Below are 23,637 nucleotides of genomic sequence, written 5' to 3' on the forward strand. Positions count from 1 at the left end.
TTGTAACAGGTGTGAAGATAATCGCATTTGTAGAGAGAAGTTTATTTGCGGAGTTTACCGAGTTCAGAAGCGACCGCTTCTACTTCGGAGATGCTCAAATGTTCTTTGCTCATCACCATTTCGTACAAATCCTGCAAATCTTCATATTTCTCAAGCGGGAATGATGAACCCTGCATAGCGGCACCACTGGCCATCCGCAATTTGGTCTTAATGGCTTCAATCATATATTCGATATTTTCTGCTGTTGCTTGTGTTAAATCCATCGTTAACTTCATCCTTTCCATCTCCGGAGATGGGTTACTCATTTGTCCAAACGGAACTTCTGTTATTGTAGCATGAGTGGAAGGGGACAAGCCAATGATTTTGCGGGAGAATGGAGCATCGGTTACAATATGAGAATAGATCACAACGACTGGAAGTAAAGGTAGCACCAGGGTTGTCCAATATTTTCGTGTGTAACAAGGAGGGAATTCAGTTTGGCCATATATAAACGGGAACTTGTCCGGCAACAGAGCAGAGGTGTACGTAAAGGTGTGCCTGGAGACAAGATGGCCCTTTTTTTCAAGGAGATCTCCGAGCTCCATAAACTGGACGAGATTACGTTTCTATGTATCGGTACAGATCGCTCGACCGGGGATGCACTTGGACCGATGACGGGGACTTTGCTGGAGGAGCGTGGCATACCTCATGTCATCGGTACACTGGCAACGCCTTGCGATGCAGATACTCTTGAAAAGAGACTGGCCCAGATTCCTTCACACCATAAGGTTATAGCAATAGATGCATGTTTGGGCCCAAAGGATGCTACCGGGACATACTATGTATCGGTAACATCTTTGCGCCCTGCTCAATCCGTAGGTGGTCATTTGCCACCTGTTGGAGAATACAGTGTAGCTGCGGTTGTAAATGCCAACGGACCGAGACCCTATTCGATTTTGCAGATGACTTCGCTGTACTTGGTCATGGGTATGTCACAAACGATTGCAGACGCGGTGACGGAAGCCTGGAATGGATGATAAACGTTTCATTTATGAGATGAATGCTTAATAATATACAACCTGAAATATTACATTCGCGCAGAGAGAGGGATTAATATGGAAAAAGTGATGTGTGATGGAACAACGATTTGTTATGCTGAGCAGGGTAAGGGAGAAGTGCTTGTACTGCTTCACGGATACTGCGGAAGTTCTTCCTATTGGGATGAAGTAGTACCGGAGCTGGCTCGCAGCTATCGTTGTATCGTACCTGATCTGCGTGGGCACGGCAAAACGGATGCACCTGTAGGCAGTTACACCATTGAACAGATGGGCAACGATGTGTTGCAACTGCTGGATGAGCTAGACGTGCAAAAAGCAGTGATTCTGGGACATTCCATGGGCGGGTATATTGCACTTTCCATTGCACAGCACCATCCGGAGCGACTAAACGCGTTCGGTTTGATCCATTCAACAGCGTATCCGGACGGCGACGAAGCGAAGGAGAAACGTTTGCGTGCAGTATCTACGATTCAGACCGAAGGTATTGTGAATTTTGTGGACGGGCTGGTACCTGGTCTTTTCGCTCCGGAGCATGTTGAACCAATGTCGACACAGGTGAACCGTGTAAAGGAAATTGGTTATCAAACTGCCCCTCAAGGTGCGGTTGGCGCGGCACTGGCTATGCGTGAACGTCCAGATCGCCGTGATGTGTTGTCTGCCACACCGCTTCCAGTATTACTTGTAGCAGGGGAGAAGGATGGGCTGATTCCACCGGAACGTACGTTTACGAGTGACAAGCCTCATATTGTGCAGGCTACCATTGCAGGTGCAGGACATATGAGTATGTATGAAGCGCCGGAACAATTGATTCAGGTCATTCAACAGTTTATGACGGGATTGTCTGACTAACCATAAGATCAATCAATCGAGTTTGTATATGAAGCCCCTGTGCGTCCATGTGGACAAGCAGGGGCTTTGATGTGTTTGCTGACCGGCTTCGGAAGCAGGAGAGCAGGACTTTCGCTTTTTTTCACGGCATGAATTAAAATAAATCATATGAATACGCGATATAAAGTATGCGATCAATGAGTGAAGATCTAAGGGGGCTCACCGATGTTCAGGAAGGATTATCTGCTCCGCATGATGGAGGAAATGACAGAGGCGATTGGCAAGGCTTTTACGCTTAGACAGCAACGTAAACATACGGAGGCTTTGTCTGAACTGGATGAGTTGATGCGCAGGCAATTTGGCATGAATCTCAATCTGCTGAACTCTCTGCCTGCGGAGGATGTGATCGAGATGTTCCGTTTTCGCGGCGTCATTGAGGTGGACAATCTGCAGCAAGCGGCAAGACTGATCGAGGAAGAAGCATATATCTATCACGAGAAGGCCAGAGTCGAAGGCATCGATGATGAGGAGAAAATGGACGCAGAGGATGCGGCGCTTGTTCGTTTAATGCGAGCGTTACATTTTTATCTGTATGCCCAGAATCATGGTGCTAATCGCGAGTTGTTACAGGTGCCTGACCGCATAGAAGGAATTATAGAGCAAATGAAGGGATACGAGCTTCCTGCGCGAACGGAGAAGCAACTTGCGTTATATCGGGAGCAACAGGGCCGATATGATGCGGCGGAGAACGGCTGGTACAGACTGATGCATCTGGGTGCGGATTATCCGGTACAGTATGAAGAGGACGCGCGAGCATTTTATCAGAGGCTGACGGAACTTACGGACGAGCAGCTTGAGCAGGGCGGTTTGCCGCGAGCTGAGGTGGAAGAGGGGCTGGCGCAGATTACAGCACTTGAAACCAAACGTCAGCAGGTGAATGGTTAAGCACGTAAAGATATAGATATATAACTCAACTTACTACTTATCTGTAACAGAAGAATAACCGAATGGATCGCTGATCTTATAGAATATTGGATGACTGAACTTATGGAGAGTAGCTCTTCACTTGGAGAGGGAACGGAATTATGGTATGGTAACGGTTGACCAAACCAAACCGAAAGTGAGATGTACCCCGTGGATTCGTTGCGAAAGCTTATACAAGATATTTTTGAACAGAACTCGCTGATTACGGCGACCTGGAGTCAGCTGCGCAGACGGGACAATGTCTCGTTTACCAAAGTGCAGGTGAAGCCGGTTACGCTAAAGAATCAGCTTCATTACCAGTTTGCTTTTCATTACGCGAATAAAGTGCTGCATGAGAATTTGACCCCGGCTGAAGCGCTGGAGCGTATGACTTTGTTATGTGAAGAGACATTTCGCCAGGGACTGCTCTGTACGACAGAGGCCGATTATCAAATTTTGATCAGCAAAAAATATAAAGTATCGATTCTGACCAAATCCCCATCCAAAACAGCGGTGGATCTGTCCCATAATCGCAAAAAGCAATATGTACTTGAAGAGGGCGTTCCGGTTTCTTTCCTCGTTGAACTTGGGATTATGAACGAGGAAGGACGTGTGCTTGCACGCAAGTATGATAAGTTCAGGCAGATCAACCGTTTCCTTGAGATGGTGCAGGATGTTATTGCCCATCTGCCGGAAGGACGTCCGCTCACCATCGTAGATTTTGGCTGCGGCAAGTCGTATCTGACCTTTGCCCTGTATCATTATTTGTCCGTACAACAGCGACGTTCGCTTAACATTATTGGCCTGGATTTAAAGGCGGATGTCATTGAACACTGTAACGACCTGGCCAGACGTTTGCATTACGGTGATCTGAAATTCCTTGTGGGTGACATTGCGGATTATGATGAACTGAACGAAGTGGATATGGTTGTTACTCTCCATGCTTGCAATACGGCTACGGATGCGGCCTTGGAGAAAGCCGTGCGCTGGGGAGCCTCTGTCATTCTGTCGGTTCCTTGCTGTCAGCATGAGCTGTATGACCAGGTCGAGTCTCCGGTGATGAACCCGCTTCTGTCCCATGGCATTTTGAAGGAGCGTTTCTCTGCACTGGCAACAGATGCGATTCGCGCCAAACTGCTGGATATTATGGGATATAAAACACAGTTGCTCGAGTTCATTGATCTGGAGAATACACCGAAAAATATTCTGATTCGCGCCGTTCGCGGTCAGGCGGGTCAAGTGAAGGACATGTGGGGTGAATACACCGCATTCCGTGATTTCATTCATGCCGATCCATATCTGGAGCGTGCTTGTGCGGATCTGTTGCCGGTTGAAGGGAGCATAACGGGTGGAAAAGTGGACAGGGAAAACCTGGAGCGGTCTGCGAAGTGTAATCTTCACTAATGTTTGGCATGAAGGTAATGGATGATAAATAGTCCAATAAAGAACACAAGAAGCACCGAAGCAGGCATGTTTCGTGCATGACTGGTCTGCATACATGAAGAAGAGGACATACTGGTACCAGGGTCGCTTTACTTGATGTGCAAGATATAGGATGCCATTGATGTCGGCATGATGCGTGAACAAGTTCATGATGGTTAAGAGAATGAATGATTAAAATAAGAATGTGCGTCTGCATCCGATTCCCGTTCAGCGACGGTTGCCGATCCAGATCATAAACCGATCTGACGGCGAGGGTGTGAACCAAGGCAGAAGGACCCGAATAGGGATTCTTCTGCCTTTTTTTATTTTTCAAATAATGAAGGGAGGAGGAAACGGGGTGAAGAACAGAGAGCTACATCCAGATCAGGGTGCATGGGAGGCAAATCAGAATGGACAAGTAGGAAATGTAGATCAACATCAGAGCTTTCTGAATGAAAGGAAAGAGATTAGAGAAGGAGCCTCTAACCGGTCAGAACTCATAGGGGTGAGTATGAATGTGGGTACAAGTCATCCTCTGAAAAAGGGGTGCTATTTCAGAGTTGATCACAATACATATAACGGTATAGCCAGTCCGCGCCGTTTCTTGACCTCTGGGCATGGGGCATTCGCGTCCAGTTGTGAGATTGAAATGGGCAATAAGGGTAGTGAGAATCGTAATAGAGAATCCAGATGGTGGATTGTAGTCTTAGGTGTAAGCATGGCAGCTATATTGCTGGCAGGATGTTTGGGAAGAGGATTGTTCCATTCGGCCGACTTGTACCCCGTTATTCTGATGACGGGTGTTGTCATGCTGTTCTCTCTCGTGGTGTATAAACGAGGCGTACTGATAAGGGGAATTGATGGCATGGCCTCCGTTCGGTCGGAATCCACTCGGCTGGAAGTCGTAGATTTAGTGCATGTAGGGATTCCTCTGGCAATCATGGCGTGTTATGCCCTGCATGCTTGGGCAGGCTCGGTAAGTACGCAGGGAAGTATCCATGAGATGCTGCGCTGGAGCTTGCTCGCGATGTTTGCCCTGCTCGCTGTGTTGCTGGCAGCGAGTAAGGATGGTGTGGGCTGGCTGGCCTTTGGCTGGCAGCTGGCGGGCGGCTTGCTTGTAATAAGCGGCATTTTAGCCGTGTGCGGTGTGCTGCCGCTGCCCTACGGGGTCATGCGGACAGCTGACCCCGAGATCAGCTCCGCCGGTGCCCGGCTCGGCGGATTGCTGCAGTACCCCAATGCGTACGGTGCCGTTGTCGGCATGTACGCATTGGAGCGGCTGACGGCCGCCGCGGGGGTGCTGGCCGGGCGAGCCGTCCCGGCACGCCGGCTCTTCGCGGCGGTGCTGCCGCTTATGCCCGCGCAAGCCGTGCTCCTGCTGAGCGAGTCGCGCGGCGCCTGGCTAGCGGCCGGCTGTGCCGCGGCCGCCGCCTTCTTGCAGCGGCGCGGTGCCCGCCTGCCGCTGCTGCTGGCCTTGGCCGCGCCCCTGGCGTGCGCGGCCTGGCTGTACCGCCAGCTGGCTGCTGCCCAGCTGGCGCCTGCACCCGTGCCCGGCCTGCTGGCACTGGCCGGGGCATGGGCAGCTGCGCTGCTCGGCACGCTGCTGCTGTGCCGTCTCTGGCACAGCGGCGGCCCCGCCGGGCGCGCCACTGCTCTCGCGGCCACCGTGCTGGCGTGCATCGCCGCCGCACTGATGGCCGCAGCCTCCACCGCCGAACGCTTCGCGGCAGGTGTCGGCACAGGGGCATCCCGCCTGCAGCTGTGGCGGGATGCCCTGCGGTTATGGACCGAGGCCGCATGGCTCGGCCACGGAGGGAATACATGGCGCAGCATGTTCCGCGCCATCCAGTCCTCGCCGTATGTCGGCGGCGAGGTACACAGCGGGCTGCTCGACCTGGCCCTGGATACGGGCCTGCTCGGCGTCGCGCTGATTGCAGGGTGGATGCTCTTCACCCTGCGCAACATCCGCCGCTTCGCGCCGCGGCTACTGCCGCCTGTGCTTGTCTTCGTCCTGCATGGAATCGTGGACTTCGACTGGAGTTATGCGCTCAGCTGGATGCTCTTCATCTGGCTCACGGCATGGGCGGTTGCGCTGAGAATAGAAGCGGAACCAGCCTCATCGCCTCAACACTGTCTTACAAATCACAGTGCTCAGACCCACATCTATGATAACGTTTGTAGTTACATCCGTACCTGCACCCCTACGTCGTTTTCATATGTCATATCAGGCCACATCAAACGATATGCAGTCTTACTTCTGCTTACATGCTGGCTTGGGAGTACTGTCTGGATTACAGCACGTTGCGCATGGGCGGATGTGCAGTATCGCCATGCACTGACTGAGCCAATGGGGACAACAGCGAGTGTCCGGTATCTTCGATCAGCATATCGTTTGAATCCAGAACGGCCTGATTTAGCGATTTCTCTTGCGCGTATGTTGCCTCAAGCGGAAGCCAGACCCGTCTTATTGAACAGCTTGTCCCATTCACCTAGTAATCCGGACCTTTATGTGGAGCTTGGTCGATGGGAAGCCAAATCTGGAGAAGGGAAGCAAGCGGGTGCATATTTCATTTCAGCCAATGCCATGAATCGTTATGACGTTATAACCCAGAGGACGGCGCTCTACTGGATGGAACAGGCGACGATGCGTGAGATTTCAGAAGGAAAAGTCCGACAAGCCCAAAAGACTGCGGCGATCGGGATAGAAATATATGAACATTACAGAGAACTAGCATCTCAGGTAAATACAGAACGGATGCGTAACGATCGTCGTTTTCATATGCATCCTTCATCTTCGTTGACTGCAGAGAATTTGCACAGAATTGTTGCGGGTTCCTTTGGTCATGAAGTGACTACGCAAAAAAAATTAAAGTAGCATCCATTATATATGGCTGTGGCACTGAAGCAGATCAGAGAAGTGCAGATCAAGGGGAACCAAGATACTGTTTGGATAGCTCACTCGTTTCTGCTAATTCAACAACGTTGCAATGGTTAATTCAGTTGACGAACGAACCTTTTATTTGGCATCCTACGCTTGCTCTTGTTCCTTGAAAGCCTTGCAGTTTCATTGTAAAAAGAAAGCTTGGACATGTTGCTGTTTCTCGGCAGGTCTTGAACAGGCGGACGAGAATGCTTTCGCCTGCCTGTTCTAACTTTCTAGAGACGGTAACCACCAAAGGCGTGTTTGAATGCTTCTTTCAGCGGTTCAACCTCAACCTCCCAGAGCGTAGCAATATCTGCGCTGACTTCGGTATTCCACCATTCGCACAATTTTTTGCGGTCATTGCGATTTTCTCCAATCCAGAGCAGATTCGCAATAACTTTGGCGTAGTACTTTTCCTCGGCCTGCTTCATACGTTCTGGGGAGATATACAATTTCAATCTCTTGGCTGTCCGGTATAGCTCCTTGCTACAGGCGCGGCGAATGCCTCGGGCAGAGGGCAGTTGTTGTCCGGATTGCTTATGCTTGACCGGGGGGGACCCGGGCGTGGATTTAAATGTCACGTTCCCACACTCCTCTCCCCATACCATATGCGGAGCAGGGCCCTCAGGACACTGTCCGGTTCTCTTAAGTAGCCACGTTCAGGGGGCTGTGATAAAATAAGGACGAACATCCATGGTGCGACAGGCACCGCCATTCAGGAAAAAGAAAGAGGGTTGAGATGGACGTTATTCATAACATTGTCAGCCAATTATTCGACTGGATTCAAAGTCTCGGATACTTTGGCATCATGCTCGGGTTAATGCTGGAGGTTATCCCAAGTGAAATTGTGCTGGCATATGGCGGTTTTCTCGTTTCTCAGCATAACATTAACTTCTTCGGTGCGATGATTTTCGGTACAGTGGGCGGAGTGCTGGCCCAGCTGTTTATTTACTGGATCGGTCGTTATGGCGGCAGACCTGTACTTGAACGTTACGGCAAATACATATTGATCCAGAAAAAACACATCGATCATTCCGAAGAGTGGTTCCGCAAATATGGCACAGGTGTTATTTTCACAGCACGATTTGTTCCAGTCGTAAGACATGCGATTTCGATTCCGGCTGGCATCACGAAAATGCACACAGGCAAATTCATTCTGCTGACAACACTCGCTGTTATACCTTGGACTGCATTGTTTATATATTTAGGAATGATTCTTGGAGATCAGTGGAAGCATGTAGACGAGAAAGCGGCTCCCTTTATTACGCCGATTTTGCTTGTCGCGCTTGCTCTTATGATTATTTATGTTGTTATCAAATGGATGAATGTACGTAAAAAGAGAGGAAGTGCGAAGTAATGTCCAAACCTAACTTGTCCCACAAATTCGGTAAAGGCTTGCCACCGAAGGAATTTATCGCGAGTATGACCAAAAATCAAAGTGAATTTCAGGCGAACTATGACAGCTTTGTCTGGGCAAGCGAAGAGGATCGTGAGTTCTTTGAAAGTCTGAACTATCGTGACGACCTTCGTGTGCTGATTCTGGCCGCAGATTGGTGTGGTGACGTTGTGCGTAATATTCCGGTTGTGTTTCAAGCGCTGGAGATTTCAGGCATCCCGACTGAAGTTCTGATTATGGAAAATCATCCGGATGTGATGGATGAATTCCTGACGATGGGTGGCCGTTCTGTGCCGATTGTGATCGTAGCAGATACAGGCGGACATGTTCTGGGTCAATGGGGGCCGCGCCCGCAGCACGTACAAGAGGTTATGGTCGAGTTCAAACGACTGAATCCTGACCGTGAAGCTGCAGACTATCAGGACAATATGGCCGAAGCGCGCAAAGAGATTTTGAAACGTTACGGGGAAGGAACGGAGTCCCATGCAGTGATCATTCGTGAGCTGCGTGAACTGATTTCGGGTTTTTAATTCATATGCTTAACATTCGTACATTTACGCTCGGGCCGTTGCAAACCAATGCCTACCTGTTACAGGGCGAGGACCCGGGTAAAGCTGTTATTGTTGACCCAGGCATGAATCCCGGCCCGCTACTCAAGGCTATTCAGGATCTGGAGATTGAAGCGATTCTTCTGACCCATGCTCATTTCGATCATATCGGCGGGGTGGAGGAGATTCGTAAGCTGAAGGGTTGTCCCGTCTACTTGCATGATCTGGAAAGTGATTGGCTGACTACGGCCAAGCTGAACGGGTCGCTGAACTGGCCGCAAGTCACACCACCGATCACAGCGAATCCGGCAGAGTTTGCCTTGGATGAAGGTCAGAAGTTGCAACTGATAGGCCATACGTTTCAGGTATATCATACGCCAGGACATTCTCCGGGGAGTGTCAGTCTCCTTTGCGAAAATGATCTGTTTGCCGGGGATGTGTTGTTCCGGATGGGCGTAGGCAGAACGGATCTCACAGGTGGACGTGAACGCGATCTGGTGGACTCCATTCAGAATAAGTTGTATCGTTTCCCCGATGAGGTTAAGGTATATCCGGGACACGGCCCCAAAACAACGATAGGTTATGAAAAACAGAATAATCCTTACGTTCCTGCCAGATAATTCGACAGAATCTATGAATTAAGTCTGGACAAGTGTCAGCTTTTTCATTAGAATAGCAATTAGTTGTTACAAGCGTTAAGGCATCACTTAACTAAAGCGTTGAATAGAAATACCCTAACTTGCGAAGCACGCAGACTGTGGTCTATACCCGGTTTGCGTTCTTTTTTTGTTTTCAGCCCTCTTTAGCTGGATTAGAACAATATAAGGAGTACGTATTCATAAGCGAGAGTGAGGGAGAACGATGTGGAGAAAATAAACATGTTTCAGCCGAAGCAATCAGAATACACATGTCTTGATGATCGACGACGTGAGTTGCATTCCGTCATGAATTCGGTTATTAAGGAAGCGGTTCATCAGAAAGCATACATACCTAATAGCAGTGTGAATCCAATTTATAGAAATAAACATCCTCATTGGAGTGTAGGTCAAGCTAGTACTGATACAGATCATTCCATTTATAAAAAAACAAAGCAATCCCGCTCTGATCAGGGGCATTCTAAATTAAATCGTACTAAACCAGACCTTATGTTTCAGCAAAATACATGGACTAGTCGTGTGTTGCAAAACGGAGCCCGTAATCAGCGGTGGTTCGACAAACTGCAAGATTACCGAAATGGAGTCTGATTGCCCGGGAAATTGTCGTATACATATTACTCAAGAATTGAAAACAATAAGGCCCTTTCAAAAAAATTCATTTAGCGTTGAACGTTTGAGCAGTATCTTTCGTATTACCTTTAGATTGAACAGGAAGCGGGTGATCATCATAATGAGAACAGCTGAATTGGAGGAAGTGCGCAGAGCGGCAGAGGGCGATGACAGTGCACTTGCAACACTACTACAGCGACATTACTCATTTGTTTATAAATATCTTGTGAAAGTTACGATGGACCCTAATCTGGCTGAAGAGATTGTGCAGGACACCATGATTCGCTGTATGGAAAATATTCGGCGTTATGATGGCACATCAGCATTTTCATCATGGATGATCACTATCGGAACTCGTATCTACATAGACAGAATCAGGCGAAAGAAGAGGGAGAAGAGCTGGCTTGACTTGATTCGCCATCAGGCAATCCGACGTTTTCGCTGGCAACTCGAAAGTCGAAACGAGGAATGGACAGATGTGATGGACGCGATGACGAGGCTAACCCCCGAGCATCGCATTACTGTGCTGCTGAAACATTATTATGGTTATAGTTACGATGAGATCGGGGAGATGTTAGGCGTACCTGCCGGAACAGCAAAGTCCCGGACAGCTTATGGTCTCCGTCAATTAAGAAAGGAGCTGGAATAAAATGAGCAGATTGAACGAGTCACAGGATAAGGAAATCGTACAGCGATTACAACAGTCTATGAAAGCGCTGGATGATGTCTGTGAACCTGCTGATATTCCATCCCTGGCAACACTCGAATCCCGTGTAAGGGAACAAAGACGTATCAAGCGCAGAGCCAATCTGGTTGAGATTATCTGCTTCTGGTTCGTCGCACTGACGATAATTACACTGGGAACGTTGTTGTTTGTTTCTTCTCCTGCCGTGTACTTGGGTATACAAGTTCTGGGTACTGTCATTGCTGTCAGTGTAGCTGTCGTATCGTTGGTCCGGCACCGGAAGGAGACGATGCATCATGAATAGATTGCATTATTCGTTAGAAGAGATTCCACCGGTTTTACTTGTATTCCTTGCGCTCCTGCTGTTGTTTCAAGGGACTTGGATTTTTCTGGACGCACGTAAACGAGGACGTTTTCCTTGGTTATGGGGATTGTGGGGGATTACTAGTGTTCCAGGTCCATTGTTAATTTACTGGTTAGTTGTAATTCGTACAGACATGAAACGACACAGCAAGAAGTAAACATAACAGATGATATGGGAACGATTAGGGTTGTCTTGAGAAAAACTCCAAAAAGATTTTGCACAAATATGTTGTTTAAATCTAGTATTCCTAGACATCGTTATTCTTTTCTAGTAGACTATACAAATAAATATGAATGATAGACTACCAGGAGGTTAGACGATGCTGCGATTAGGAGAGAAGGTTGTCATCGTCGCGGATGCGTTTGAGCAAAATCTTCCTGTGGGGGAATATGGATACATCATCGCTTATGACCGGAATCCGGACAATGCGTTCGATTACGTGCTTCGAGTGCCGCTGGTTAATCGGAACTTTTTTGTTCCATCCGGCGACGTCGATCTGGAAGAGGTTCTGCTGAAGCAGGAAGCTGAGCGGGTCGAGCGAGAAGCGTTGATAGATTACGCCCTTGCGACACATAATGAGAAGCTGTTTCATCATCTGATGAACGGTGAACCTCTAGTTGTGGAAGAGGAAGAAGAAACCGCGAATGATGTAATGTCCCAGGCGGATTTTATAAAGCAGGTTAATCTGCGTGCATGGATTTAAGGATTAGAATTTCAGGAGTCGGCTGATGCCGGCTCCTTTTTTGCATTTGCATTGAATTGTCGAACTATCTCACCTATAATTAGAAAAGTTATCTTGGGACTTTAGCCCGTTAAACGAACGCTTCGTTTGCAGGTTTGTCTCAGGCACAGAACGATTGAAGGAGGCATCCGGTAATGAGTATTTCGAACAATGACGTTCAGCATGTAGCCAAGCTGGCTCGGCTTAATCTAACTGCTGAAGAAGAACAGACGTTGACAGGTCAGCTGAACGCGATCTTAAAATATGCAGAGAAGCTGAACGAGCTGGATACGGACAATATTGAGCCAACAACTCACGTTTTGCATGTCAGCAACGTGATGCGTGAGGATGAAACCAAGGAAAGCCTGTCCATAGAACAGGTGATGCACAACGCACCAGATGAAGAAGACGGGCAGTTTAAAGTGCCTGCTGTGATGGAATAACGGATAATTGGAAGGAGGACAAGCACTGTGAGTTTATTTGAACAATCGTTGCCTGAGTTACATAACAAGCTGCACGCCAAAGAACTATCGGTCAGTGATCTGGTCGATCAGGCGTATCAGAATATCGGCGCACATGACGACAAAGTGAAGGCTTATTTGACACTGGACGAGGAGAACGCACGCGCACGCGCTCGTCAGCTGGATGACCGACTTGTCAGCGGTGATGAGAAAGGTTTGCTGTTTGGCTTACCAGTAGGTATCAAAGATAACATCGTGACAAACGGACTGCGTACGACTTGCGGAAGTCAGTTCCTTCGCAATTTCGACCCGGTGTATGATGCAACGGTTGTCGAGAAGCTTAAAGCAGCAGATACCGTAACCTTGGGGAAACTGAATATGGACGAATTCGCCATGGGCGGTTCCAACGAGAATTCCAGCTTCTCACCCGTGCATAATCCATGGGCACTTGATCGTGTTCCGGGTGGTTCCTCAGGTGGTTCTGCTGCAGCGGTTGCTGCGGGAGAAGCATATTTCACACTTGGATCAGACACGGGCGGTTCTATTCGTCAGCCGGCTTCCTATTGCGGAATTGTCGGTTTAAAGCCTACTTATGGACTGGTTTCCCGTTTTGGCTTGGTGGCCTTTGCGTCATCCCTCGACCAAATCGGACCTCTGACCAAAAATGTAGAAGATTCTGCTTATGTGTTGCAAGCCATTGCGGGTTATGATGCTAAAGATTCGACATCTGCCAAGGTAGATATTCCGGATTACTTGAGCGGACTGACAGGGGATGTCAAAGGATTGCGCATTGCCGTACCGAAGGAATACATCGGTGAAGGTGTAGACCCGCAAGTAAAAGAGAAAGTTCTTGCTGCACTTCAAGTGCTGGAAGGTCTTGGAGCGACATGGGAAGAAGTGTCGCTGCCGCATACCGAATATGCAGTAGCTACTTATTACCTGCTTGCTTCTTCTGAAGCTTCTTCCAACTTGGCTCGTTTTGACGGTGTGCGTTACGGTGTACGTGCGGACAATCCGGAGAATTTGCTGGATCTGTACCACCAGTCCAGAAGTCAGGGCTTTGGTCCGGAAGTAAAACGGCGTATTATGCTTGGAACCTATGCACTCAGTTCCGGATACTATGATGCGTATTATTTGAAAGCTCAGAAAGTACGTACATTGATCAAACAGGACTTCGATGATGTTTTTGCCAAGTATGACGTGATTATTGGACCTACTGCACCTACAACGGCATTTAAGATGGGTTCTCAGGTAGATAATCCGCTTACGATGTATCTGAATGACATTCTGACGATTCCAGTCAGCTTGGCGGGTGTTCCTGCGGTTAGCATTCCTTGCGGATTCGCAGACGGTCTGCCTGTTGGTTTGCAGATTATCGGTAAAGCTTTTGATGAAACAACCGTACTGCGCGTAGCGCATGCGTATGAACAAAATACAGCATTCCACAAGCAGCGTCCGCAGCTGTAGACTGCCCGGAACGGAGGTAAAACGAAATGTCCGCATCTAAATATGAAACGGTCGTTGGACTCGAAGTCCACGTGGAGTTACATACCAACTCCAAAATTTTCTGTGGCTGCTCCACTGCTTTTGGAGCTCCGCCTAATACACACACCTGTCCGGTCTGTCTCGGACATCCGGGCGTATTGCCTGTGTTGAACCGTCAGGCTGTTGACTATGCGATGAAAGCCGCAATGGCTCTCAACTGCACAATCGCCGATGTGAGCAAGTTTGACCGTAAAAACTACTTCTACCCGGATTCACCCAAAGCGTATCAGATTTCACAATTTGATCAGCCGATTGGTGAGAATGGCTGGATTGATATCGAAGTTAACGGCGAAACGAAACGAATTGGTATCACACGTTTGCATCTGGAAGAGGATGCAGGAAAGCTTACACACGTAGATGGCGGTTATGCCTCCCTTGTAGACTTCAACCGTGTCGGGACTCCTCTGGTAGAGATTGTATCCGAACCCGAGATTTCTTCTCCGGAAGAAGCGCGTGCGTATTTGGAAAAACTTCGTGCGATCATGCAGTACTGTGACGTTTCTGATGTGAAGATGGAAGAGGGATCTCTTCGTTGCGATGCCAACATCAGCTTGCGTCCACATGGTCAGGAGAAGCTGGGCACCCGGGCGGAGCTCAAAAACATGAACTCCTTCCGTGGGGTGCAGCGTGGTCTGGAATATGAACAATATCGTCAGGCTGAAATTCTCGATGATGGTGGCGAAGTCGTTCAAGAGACACGCCGCTGGGATGAGGCACAGGGTAAAACCTTGTCGATGCGTGGCAAAGAGCAAGCGCATGACTATCGTTATTTCCCGGACCCGGATCTGGTAAAACTGCATATTGATGCCGAATGGAAGGAACGCATCAGAGCTTCAATTCCTGAACTGCCGGATCAGCGTAAAGCCCGGTACACTGCGGATTACGGTCTGCCTAGTTATGATGCCGAGGTGATCACCTCTTCCAAAGCGATTGCAGACCTGTTTGAAGACAGTCTGAAATATACCCAGGATGCCAAATCCGTTTCCAACTGGATTATGGGTGACCTGCTTGGTTACCTTAACACCAATAACCTTGAAGTAACGCAAGTTCCGCTGACGGGGCAAGGACTCGGTGAGATGATCGGGTTGCTGGAGAAAGGCACCATCAACAGCAAAATTGCTAAAACGGTATTTAAGGAAATGCTGGAGAGCGGTAAGCTTCCACAGCAGATCGTTGAAGAGAAGGGGCTTGTACAAATCAGTGACGAAGGAGCGATCCTTGCCATTGTAGAGCAGGTCGTTGCGAACAATCCGCAATCTGTCGAGGATTACAAGGCTGGTAAACAGAAGGCTATCGGTTTCCTCGTAGGTCAGGTTATGAAAGAAAGTAAAGGCAAGGCGAATCCAGCCCTTGCCAACCAACTGCTCGCAGATGTATTGAACCGCTAATCCTTCCGGTGAGGTTGGACCGAAAGAGGCTCGTCCCTGTGACAGCCTCTTTTTTGCTACTAACAATTCTGACGCACCGTGTTATTTCGGTTTAACGGTTTATGAGTTCTGATACGGAGGAGCTGCTTAACGATGAGGATTCAATCATTATCACTGCGTGATGAAGATATGTTGGCCCAATTGTGGAGGCTGCAACATATGGCTTACCGGTTGGAAGCAAAGATTATTGGATTTCAAGACATTCCGCCTTTGCTGGATACGATGGAAACACTACAGAATTGCGGGGAAACCTTTTACGGATGTGTCGATGAGCAGGATGGAGAGCTGCTCGGTGCAGTGGCTGTGATGGAGGAAGAACGGGACACACTAACGATCACACGTATGATGGTACATCCGAACCACTTTCGCAAAGGAATTGCCGCTACATTAATGAAGCATGTCTTCGAAATATATCCCGATCTGCCACGCTACATCGTATGTACAGGAACGCTGAATACAGCGGCGGTGAATCTATATATGAAGTTTGGATTTAAACCTGTCGATGCGGCAGAGATCGCTCCTGGAGTGGAATTAACGACATTTCATAAGAATAAGCTTTAAGCATGTGAACAACTTAGAGGGGGAACTGGAACGTTGAGCAATCCTTGGTTTATTGATGAATGGCATATTTTGCTTCGTTTATTGCTGGCTATGCTGCTTGGTGGACTTGTCGGTCTGGAACGTGAGCGTTCCAATCATGCTGCCGGACTAAGAACCCATATTTTGGTATGTCTTGGATCAGCGCTGATTATGATGCTGTCTATCTATGGTTTTAAGGATTTTGCGCATGAATTAAACGTGCGGATTGATCCTGCGCGTCTGGCTACAGCAGTAATTACCGGTGTCGGTTTCTTAGGCGCAGGTACAATTCTTTTCACGGGTAAGTCCATAACGGGACTCACAACCGCTGCGTCGATCTGGGTGGTTGCCGCGATAGGTCTTGCCGCAGGAGCTGGATTCTTTTTTGCCTCCATCGTTTCCACCGTGCTGGTACTCTTGAATCTTTGGGTTTTTAACAAATTAGAGCTGAGGTATTTGCGCGGTAATAAGCTGCATGTCATTACCCTTCATACCTTGTCCGAACCAGGGACGTTAGAGAAGGTCTCGTCTTTTATGGAACAGGAGAAGATCAGAGTTCGTAAAATTACCGTGAATGAACCAGATTTGGCTTTTGCAGAAGTCGTATCCGTTGAGCGGAAAATAGAAATTGTACTGCATGTGCAAGTGCCGCATGACTTTAAGACAATACAGATTGTCTCCAAGTTAAGACAGTGGGAACACATGACCAAAGTGTCGATTGAATAAAGGAATTCTTAACCCTCTGAGCGCAAGCATGGCAGAGGGTTTTTCTTAATATCCATTTTTATTCCAGTTACTCTTCGGGCGCTTTAGGGTACTATCTAACCAAATGCATGATGAGGGGTAACGGTCATTTTTCAGAGAAAGGAGCATGTTATGAAGAAGGAGAAGGGCTATACAGATCGCGCAAGAACAGGAAAGACTAGGAAACCCAAGAAGGTACGGAATAAAACACATAAGTTTATTGCGGGGCTTTTAAGTGCCATTGTTCCGGGCCTGGGACATATTTATTTACGTCTGTACATGCGAGGATTGACTTTTATTTTGCTTGTTTTGCTTGATTTGTCCGCTCTGTTGTACTTCTCGTCCATCGGCATACAGATCAATGTGCCTTTACTGATCTTGCTGGCTCTTTGTATTCCGGTGATTTACTTCTACAACGTATATGATGTGCTACAATCGGCTGATTGGATTATGTTGCGCAGACGCCGGGCTGTAACGCAAGGTAATTTGGACAAGCCGCAATCTGGCGAACGTTCTGAACGGGAGAGCATGATGGTGTGGGAACGTGGCATTTCGTTTGGCCTTCTGTTAATTGTGGGAGGTTCGCTGATGGTGCTGTTCTTCCGTAAACCACGTTGGTTTCAAGAGCTGATTGCCATGTATGGCGGATATTCTTTTGCTATTCTGTTGATCGCAGGCGGCTTATTGCTATTCGGTCGGGAATTTTGGGTTATGCTGCGTAAGAAGAAAATATAGGGAACGGATATGGACGGAAGGAGGGAAAAGAATGAACCGCAAAATTCGGGTAGGACGTTTTACGGCTGCTGCTCTAATAGCTAGTGTTGGTGTACTGCTCATTATGGATAAACAGTGGGGAACAGACTACCTCTACGAATTCGTGGATTGGTGGCCGTTTTTGCTTGTGGCTCTGGGTGTGGAATGGATTGTATTGTTCCTGTGGACACGCATGAGAAGTAAACGGGATTTCGATCGTTTGTCCCCGCCCGATGAGCGCCCAAAAGCACGTTTTAGACCGGATGCCAAAGGCATTCTGGCCTCTTTGATTCTAACCGCTTCTGTATTTATTGTGACAGAACAGGATCACTACATGCATCTGTGGAACCGCGTCAGTCTTAATCTGGGAGCTGCCTCAATGGACTACAGTCAGGCTGCCGGTTATAAGGAAGATAAGGTCACGATCGGGGTTCCTGTCCGTATGGATACTTCGGATATCGTGGTCGAAGGCGTGAACGGAGATATAACAATCCAGCGGGGAGATACGGATGAGATTAAAGTGAATACCGTTGTCTGGGTCGACCAAGCATCTGAAGTCCAGGCCAAGGCAGTAGCCGCGGCTTCTTTTGTAGAAGCGGAAGGGGATAAGGTCATTCATATTAAAGCGACAGGTAAAGCGTATGGTGAAAATGAAAAAACGCAACCACGCATGAACATGATGATCACCATTCCAGACGATCGCCGTTTCAATCTGGATATCCGCACATCGAATGGTGCCATTTTGTTAAACCGTCCTGAAGCTATCAAGACCATTCTTGCCGAGACAGGCAATGGACGGATTCGGATTACGAATGCGGTTGGCGATATCACGGGGAAAACGCTAAACGGGGACGTAATCGTAGCGAATGCTATAGGGAACGTGGACATGGATAGCAACCGTGGCGATATGAAAGCACGCGGTGTTTCGGGAGATGTAGATTTAACCACGCAAGTGGGAAATGTCAGCATTACAGACTCCTTCGGCGAGTTTTCAGCTGAAACCAGGAATGGCAATATTACACTGGATGGTGCTAATCTGGGCGTGAAAGCTCAGTCTCTGAATGGCAGTATTAACATTGTTTCCGCTAAAGTCGGTGGAGATTGGGATGTATATAGTGCAGTGGGAGCCATTAACGTTGTGATCCCTGAACGTGGTGATTATAGTCTGTCGGGCTCCAGCAGTTACGGGGATTTGAAGACGGATATGCCGTTCGACGTCAAAAACAAAACGATTGAAGGGCAATTGGGTGAGGGAGAATACAGAATCAAAATTGAAGGGAATAGTGATCTTACGGTAGAGCGTAATCCGGCAGTTTCTACACAAGAATCCATATTGGAAGAGTCTGTGGATACGAATGGGGGAGGACAACAAACGACGGATGAAGGCCAAAATTCCGAAGAGGATACAACCGAAGTTCCTGCATCGCCGCGTTGACAATAAACTTGCAATCGCCGTACAATAAATGTACACTGGCAAGGTTACATGACGTGAAAGAGCGTTTGTCGTTGTGTACAGCCGGGAAATTATACTCTGTATGATGGCGACGATTTATTTTTCAAAACAGAGAATGAAAGGTAAGGCGGTGGGCTTTATGGCAACACGTGTCCAACATGCGTTGGAGCAGCTCAAAACGACCGGTGTCCGTATTACACCCCAGCGTCATGCCATATTAAACTATTTGATGGAATCGATGGGACATCCGACAGCTGATGAGATTTACAAGGCACTCGAACCCCAATTTCCTAGTATGAGCGTGGCGACCGTATATAACAATTTGAAAATGTTTCTGGAAGCCGGTATGGTTCGGGAACTGACTTACGGAGATAATTCAAGCCGTTTTGATGCGAATGTGACGGATCATTATCATGTGATATGTGACCAGTGTGGCAAGATTGAAGACTTCAGTTATCCTTCGTTAAAGAGTGTGGAGCTTCAGGCGGAGTCTAGCACGGGATTTGAGGTACATGGTCACCGATTGGAAGTATATGGTGTGTGCAAAAGTTGCAGGCATCAATAGAGATGATTTACAATATTAACGTGTGGAATTCAGTATGGATTCTTCACGTTTTTTATTTATACAGAGTTTTGAGAAAAACATCCATGTGAAATATATCTATGATTTTTGGGATGTTTACCATCATCTATGGAATTAACGGAGGTAGTCGTTTGGGTAGAAAAAGCAAATATACACGTCGTAAACGACGTTCATTTTGGCCAGGGTTACTTGGTGCATGTTTGGTGGCAGGTGGTGCCTATTGGCTTATTACCAGCGTATGGTTGAATAAGGTCTATGAGGACCCGGATTGGCTCGGGAGAAATCAGCCTATTTTTGTAGATGGACAGCTTATGGATGAGGATGCTTCTGGCACAGGTGGTCAGCTTAAACTGCCCGTGAAGGTATTGCAAGAAGCGGTAGATCCGGGAATACGATATGAACCTGATTCGAGGGATATCATTATTGCTTCTCCGCAGAGAGTGCTGCATATGAAAGAGGGCAGTACCCGGGCTGAACTGAATCATCAAAATTATCCGCTGAAAGTAAAGCCGGAGGTAAAGTCTGATGAGGCGTATATTCCCCTTCAACCGTTGAAGGAGGTATACGGGCTGGCCGTTCAGGAAGATCCGACAACAGGAGCCGTTATTTTGATGCGCGGTGGAGACACGATCCAATATGCAACGATTGATACGTTGTCATCCAAAGAAGATCAGACCGTTCCTCTGTATAAAAGCGGAGAAGAGTCTTCTCCCATTTTCACGGATATGAAGCAGAATACGAGAGTGCGTGTGTGGCAGACGGGGAAAGATCAAAGCTTCGTACAGATGGATAACGGTTATGCAGGTTATGTAGATAACGATCATCTTGTTCTGGGTGAGAAAAAGACGCTGGACACGCCGAAGTTTACACCCACTGAGGCGGAGAAAAAGTGGAAAAACAAACCTGTGAATCTCGTATGGGAAGCTGTCTACAATCGTCAGCCTGACGTGGGCTCCATTGGCAAGATGCCTGGGGTAAACGTAGTGAGCCCGACATGGTTCCATATTACCGATGGCAATGGCTCAGTGAAAAGCAAAGGAGACCAAGCCTATGTGAACTGGGCCAAGCGATCAGGGATGGAAGTATGGGGATTGATGGATAACAGTTTCGATCCGGACATTACGAAGGAGGCACTGTCTACTTACGCCAAGCGTACACACATCATTGAACAAATGTTGGATTATGCCAAAACGTTCCGGCTGGACGGTATCAATATCGACTTTGAAAATGTGTATACCAAAGATGGAGCAAATGTTACCCAGTTTGTACGTGAAATGAAGGCGATGGCTCGTATTCATGGACTCATGTTATCGGTGGATGTTACGCCAAAATCAAATAGTGAAATGTGGTCTGCGTTTTTGGATCGTCGTGGATTAGGAGCTTTTGCCGATTATATTATCGTGATGGCGTATGACGAGCACTGGGCAGCCAGCCCGAAAGCAGGTTCTGTCGCCTCGTTGCCATGGACCGAATCCTCGATGCGTCGCATACTGGAAGAAGATGAAGTCCCTTCGGACAAGCTTATTATGGCCGTTCCTTTATATACACGGATTTGGACTGAAAAAGCGAATGAGCAGGGAGAGATCAAAGTTTCCTCCAAAGCGGTAGGTATGAATTCCGTTCAGGAGTTAATTAAAGAGAAGAAACTCAAACCTGTTCTGGATCAAGCAAGCGGACAAAACTATGTAGAGTACAAGGAAGATGGCGCCGTCAAAAAAATCTGGATCGAAGATGCCGTATCCCTGCAAGCCAGGGTGAATCTTATTTCTTCGTTGAAACTGGGCGGAGTAGCTGCATGGAATAGAAGCTTTGCTAATGCATCAGCATGGGAAACCCTCAAAGAGGCTGGTTATTCCAAGTAAATTATAATAAATCGAACTTATCATTCTCATCATGTGCAATATCAAAAAAGGACCCGGTAAAGATACCGGGTCCTTTTTTGATGAACGACTACTGTTTCAGAACGTTAATAACAGATACACCTGCAACTCTATGCACTACAAACCGCGCTGGATAACGTGTACCCACTTTGTAGATTGAGTACGGAGTTTAAGAGTGTACGGTGAAGATTTATGGACAAAATGCATTAATGGATTTCCGGGCGCATGTGAGTTACTTGGAAGGCGCGGCGGGTGGAGTCGTTGGTTCCACAGGTGGACTCATCGTATTGGCTTTGTTCGGGTCCATCGTCAGAATCGTGTGACAGAACATACAACGATCTGTTTTACCCAGCATCTTCGTTAACTTGCCGCATTCTGGACAATCGACCTGCACAGCACTGGTTGAGAGCATGCCTGCCCAGAAATAAATGATCAAACTGCCCAGCATGGCAACAAGCCCGATTACAAGGCCAACCGCTGCGATGACCTTTCCGGCATGTCCCCAGAACACAATTCCGGCTGTCCCGAGTATCATTAGGCCCATTCCTAGCATGGTTAACAGTAATCCCCAAGTGCGAAAAGCATTAATTTTTGCTGATTTAAAAATCATAAAAAATGCTCCTATCGTATGAGTAGTATCGGACCTGAAAAAGAAGGAAACATTGTATATCATGTCGAATTACATTATAACTGACTTGGCGCTAAACTGCCATGAATTGTATAAATTGTATGGAGGGAATCGTGGAATTAAAGAACCTTGCTTTTTTGTCCGAGCAGTCGGAAGAGACAGGGGCAGTTGGGGCTATCGCTTATTCCCACCCGGGAGAGCGATTCCACGGCTCCCTGATCCAGGATTTTGACTTGATGGTACTGATTGTGCATAACACAGATCAATCGATGTCAACGGTCGAACATTACAGATACGGAGATCTTCGTTATCAGTTGATCTATGTCAGCCAGTCTGATTTACAGATTACTGCGGTTACGGGAGAACATGATAATCTCATGCAATGCCTGATCGAAGGGGAGATTATCTGGGAAACGGGCAACCAGATTAGCGATTTGAGAGAAGAGTTATCTTCGTTTGGGAATGAGTTGCGTGAGCAAAAACTGTTTCACGAGTTTACCAGTTTTCTAAGGATGTACGTTGAGGCGAAGCGTCATATCCAGCAGGGGCATGTTGTAGATGCCTATTACAATGCATTGGAGGCACTGGGAAGCTGGGCAAGGATCGTGCTTATTGAACAGGGCATCTACCCTGATCATGCCGTCTGGACTCATGTGCAGCAATTAGATCGTGCATTATGGAAGCTGTATCAGGAGCTGACGGTAAGTTCTGAGACTTTGGAACAGCGCGTGGAGCTTGTATTGCTCGCTTGTGAGTTTTCTGTCATGTCGAAAATGGGAGAATGCTCTGAACTTCTGCTCCGTGTGATTAGAAGCCGAAAAGAGCCATGGAGTATTAATGAACTTGTTCATCATCCTCAATTAAGATTTGTTCGTAAGGACCTGCCGTTGGTACTTCGAAAACTTGTGTTTCGTTCTATAGTAAAAGAATCAGCTGGATGGCCCTCACTGGAAGGGGAAGGCAGGGAAATTCGCTATTGGATCGAGACCTGATCTGTTTGCAGAATCTGCTGTTGAGAAGTGATGTATAAAGGAGGGGAAACCTTCCTTTTTTTGTTTAATAATTTATATGTTTAGGTGTTGACTCTGATCTGGAGATTATGGTACATTATATTTCGTTCCCCAAATGAGTGAAACATCAGAAAATGACAAATTCAGTTGAGGGAAAGTGAACAACATGAAGTGTTAAAAAAGAAATTAAAAAAAGTTCTTGACGAAAACAAACGAAATGTGTTACATTATTCAAGTCGCCGCCGAAACTTGGTGAAGACAAGGAATAAGTAAAACAATCGTGTTTGATCTTTGAAAACTGAACAACGAGTGAGTGAACATTCTGCTTGCAGAATGACGTGAAGGTTTTGGTACATGCCATCTGGCTGTATGAAAACCGGAACACAAATGAGATTTTTAATCTCGTCAGATTCAAAATGAGC

The 23,637-nt window shown here is 47.5% G+C and carries 26 protein-coding genes; 23 read left to right on the top strand and 3 right to left on the bottom strand.

Translation table 11 applies throughout. The features are described from left to right. Positions 1-41 precede the first annotated feature (41 nt). The gene (locus FS818_RS22540) at positions 42-263 is read right to left on the bottom strand and encodes a DUF1128 domain-containing protein (RefSeq protein ID WP_145334956.1); all 222 of its coding nucleotides are present in this window, start codon (positions 261-263) and stop codon (positions 42-44) included. 213 nt (positions 264-476) lie between these two features. Between FS818_RS22540 and yyaC the strand changes: the two genes are divergently transcribed. The 5 genes from yyaC to FS818_RS22565 all read left to right on the top strand — a co-directional run bounded on the left by yyaC (position 477) and on the right by FS818_RS22565 (position 7,125). Next, positions 477-1,016 carry a spore protease YyaC gene (gene yyaC, locus FS818_RS22545; protein WP_260984780.1) on the top strand — a complete coding sequence of 180 codons (540 nt, stop codon included), beginning with the start codon at positions 477-479 and terminating at the stop codon, positions 1,014-1,016. A gap of 78 nt (positions 1,017-1,094) precedes the next feature. Then, positions 1,095-1,886, top strand: a complete 792-nt coding sequence (locus tag FS818_RS22550) for an alpha/beta fold hydrolase (protein ID WP_145334882.1) — start codon at positions 1,095-1,097, stop codon at positions 1,884-1,886. A 204-nt stretch (positions 1,887-2,090) separates the two neighbouring features. After that, positions 2,091-2,810 carry a DUF6483 family protein gene (locus FS818_RS22555; RefSeq protein ID WP_145334889.1) on the top strand — a complete coding sequence of 240 codons (720 nt, stop codon included), beginning with the start codon at positions 2,091-2,093 and terminating at the stop codon, positions 2,808-2,810. Between the two features lie 180 nt (positions 2,811-2,990). Beyond that, positions 2,991-4,232: a class I SAM-dependent methyltransferase gene (locus FS818_RS22560; RefSeq protein ID WP_145334892.1), complete on the top strand. Its 1,242-nt coding sequence runs from the start codon at positions 2,991-2,993 to the stop codon at positions 4,230-4,232. Positions 4,233-4,968: 736 nt separating this feature from the next. Beyond that, positions 4,969-7,125: an O-antigen ligase family protein gene (locus FS818_RS22565; protein WP_186375568.1), complete on the top strand. Its 2,157-nt coding sequence runs from the start codon at positions 4,969-4,971 to the stop codon at positions 7,123-7,125. Positions 7,126-7,406: 281 nt separating this feature from the next. Here the strand turns inward: FS818_RS22565 and FS818_RS22570 are convergent, their stop codons facing one another. Beyond that, positions 7,407-7,754 (bottom strand): dehydrogenase, encoded by a 348-nt coding sequence (locus FS818_RS22570; protein ID WP_145334896.1) that lies wholly within the window; start codon positions 7,752-7,754, stop codon positions 7,407-7,409. Between the two features lie 158 nt (positions 7,755-7,912). Here FS818_RS22570 and uptA point away from each other — a divergent pair, with 158 nt between their 5' ends. The 17 genes from uptA (at position 7,913) to FS818_RS22655 (ending at position 21,559) form a co-directional block, all read left to right on the top strand. After that, the gene (gene uptA, locus FS818_RS22575) at positions 7,913-8,530 is read left to right on the top strand and encodes an undecaprenyl phosphate transporter UptA (RefSeq protein ID WP_145334898.1); all 618 of its coding nucleotides are present in this window, start codon (positions 7,913-7,915) and stop codon (positions 8,528-8,530) included. After that, positions 8,530-9,099 carry a thioredoxin family protein gene (locus tag FS818_RS22580; RefSeq protein ID WP_145334900.1) on the top strand — a complete coding sequence of 190 codons (570 nt, stop codon included), beginning with the start codon at positions 8,530-8,532 and terminating at the stop codon, positions 9,097-9,099. Before uptA ends, FS818_RS22580 begins: the two co-directional genes overlap by 1 nt. Before the next feature lie 5 nt (positions 9,100-9,104). Beyond that, positions 9,105-9,737: an MBL fold metallo-hydrolase gene (locus FS818_RS22585; RefSeq protein WP_145334902.1), complete on the top strand. Its 633-nt coding sequence runs from the start codon at positions 9,105-9,107 to the stop codon at positions 9,735-9,737. Positions 9,738-9,995: 258 nt separating this feature from the next. Further along, entirely contained in the window at positions 9,996-10,361 is a 366-nt protein-coding gene (locus tag FS818_RS22590) for a hypothetical protein (protein ID WP_145334904.1), read from the top strand. Positions 10,362-10,503: 142 nt separating this feature from the next. Continuing rightward, positions 10,504-11,031 carry an RNA polymerase sigma factor SigY gene (sigY, locus tag FS818_RS22595; protein ID WP_145334906.1) on the top strand — a complete coding sequence of 176 codons (528 nt, stop codon included), beginning with the start codon at positions 10,504-10,506 and terminating at the stop codon, positions 11,029-11,031. A gap of 1 nt (position 11,032) precedes the next feature. Next, positions 11,033-11,371 (top strand): YxlC family protein, encoded by a 339-nt coding sequence (locus FS818_RS22600; RefSeq protein WP_145334908.1) that lies wholly within the window; start codon positions 11,033-11,035, stop codon positions 11,369-11,371. Beyond that, the gene (locus tag FS818_RS22605; RefSeq protein ID WP_145334909.1) at positions 11,364-11,588 is read left to right on the top strand and encodes a hypothetical protein; all 225 of its coding nucleotides are present in this window, start codon (positions 11,364-11,366) and stop codon (positions 11,586-11,588) included. The genes FS818_RS22600 and FS818_RS22605 overlap by 8 nt, the downstream gene beginning before the upstream one ends. A 162-nt stretch (positions 11,589-11,750) precedes the next feature. Then, the gene (locus FS818_RS22610; protein WP_145334911.1) at positions 11,751-12,134 is read left to right on the top strand and encodes an ATPase; all 384 of its coding nucleotides are present in this window, start codon (positions 11,751-11,753) and stop codon (positions 12,132-12,134) included. A 173-nt stretch (positions 12,135-12,307) separates the two neighbouring features. Further along, positions 12,308-12,595 carry an Asp-tRNA(Asn)/Glu-tRNA(Gln) amidotransferase subunit GatC gene (gatC, locus tag FS818_RS22615; protein WP_090924504.1) on the top strand — a complete coding sequence of 96 codons (288 nt, stop codon included), beginning with the start codon at positions 12,308-12,310 and terminating at the stop codon, positions 12,593-12,595. Between the two features lie 27 nt (positions 12,596-12,622). Continuing rightward, the gene (gatA, locus tag FS818_RS22620; RefSeq protein WP_145334913.1) at positions 12,623-14,080 is read left to right on the top strand and encodes an Asp-tRNA(Asn)/Glu-tRNA(Gln) amidotransferase subunit GatA; all 1,458 of its coding nucleotides are present in this window, start codon (positions 12,623-12,625) and stop codon (positions 14,078-14,080) included. Positions 14,081-14,106: 26 nt separating this feature from the next. Next, positions 14,107-15,546: an Asp-tRNA(Asn)/Glu-tRNA(Gln) amidotransferase subunit GatB gene (gatB, locus tag FS818_RS22625; RefSeq protein WP_145334915.1), complete on the top strand. Its 1,440-nt coding sequence runs from the start codon at positions 14,107-14,109 to the stop codon at positions 15,544-15,546. A 132-nt stretch (positions 15,547-15,678) separates the two neighbouring features. Beyond that, positions 15,679-16,146: a GNAT family N-acetyltransferase gene (locus FS818_RS22630; protein WP_145334917.1), complete on the top strand. Its 468-nt coding sequence runs from the start codon at positions 15,679-15,681 to the stop codon at positions 16,144-16,146. Between the two features lie 33 nt (positions 16,147-16,179). Continuing rightward, the gene (locus FS818_RS22635; RefSeq protein WP_145334919.1) at positions 16,180-16,890 is read left to right on the top strand and encodes an MgtC/SapB family protein; all 711 of its coding nucleotides are present in this window, start codon (positions 16,180-16,182) and stop codon (positions 16,888-16,890) included. Between the two features lie 150 nt (positions 16,891-17,040). Then, positions 17,041-17,643 carry a hypothetical protein gene (locus tag FS818_RS22640; protein ID WP_145334921.1) on the top strand — a complete coding sequence of 201 codons (603 nt, stop codon included), beginning with the start codon at positions 17,041-17,043 and terminating at the stop codon, positions 17,641-17,643. A 31-nt stretch (positions 17,644-17,674) separates the two neighbouring features. Next, on the top strand, positions 17,675-19,096 hold the full coding sequence (locus FS818_RS22645) for a DUF4097 family beta strand repeat-containing protein (protein ID WP_145334923.1): 1,422 nt from the start codon (positions 17,675-17,677) through the stop codon (positions 19,094-19,096). 157 nt (positions 19,097-19,253) lie between these two features. Then, on the top strand, positions 19,254-19,679 hold the full coding sequence (perR, locus tag FS818_RS22650) for a peroxide-responsive transcriptional repressor PerR (RefSeq protein WP_090924521.1): 426 nt from the start codon (positions 19,254-19,256) through the stop codon (positions 19,677-19,679). 110 nt (positions 19,680-19,789) lie between these two features. After that, on the top strand, positions 19,790-21,559 hold the full coding sequence (locus FS818_RS22655; protein WP_260989947.1) for a glycosyl hydrolase family 18 protein: 1,770 nt from the start codon (positions 19,790-19,792) through the stop codon (positions 21,557-21,559). 250 nt (positions 21,560-21,809) lie between these two features. Here FS818_RS22655 and FS818_RS22660 read toward each other — a convergent pair whose 3' ends face one another. Beyond that, positions 21,810-22,187, bottom strand: coding sequence for a DUF2614 family zinc ribbon-containing protein (locus tag FS818_RS22660; RefSeq protein WP_090924511.1), 378 nt, complete (start codon positions 22,185-22,187; stop codon positions 21,810-21,812). Between the two features lie 131 nt (positions 22,188-22,318). On the opposite strand from FS818_RS22660, the gene FS818_RS22665 reads away from it, so the two are divergent. Beyond that, positions 22,319-23,197, top strand: coding sequence for a nucleotidyltransferase-like protein (locus tag FS818_RS22665; protein WP_251511901.1), 879 nt, complete (start codon positions 22,319-22,321; stop codon positions 23,195-23,197). The last annotated feature ends 440 nt before the right edge of the window (positions 23,198-23,637 follow it).

This window comes from Paenibacillus xylanexedens, assembly GCF_007680605.1.
Lineage (GTDB): Bacteria > Bacillota > Bacilli > Paenibacillales > Paenibacillaceae > Paenibacillus > Paenibacillus xylanexedens_B.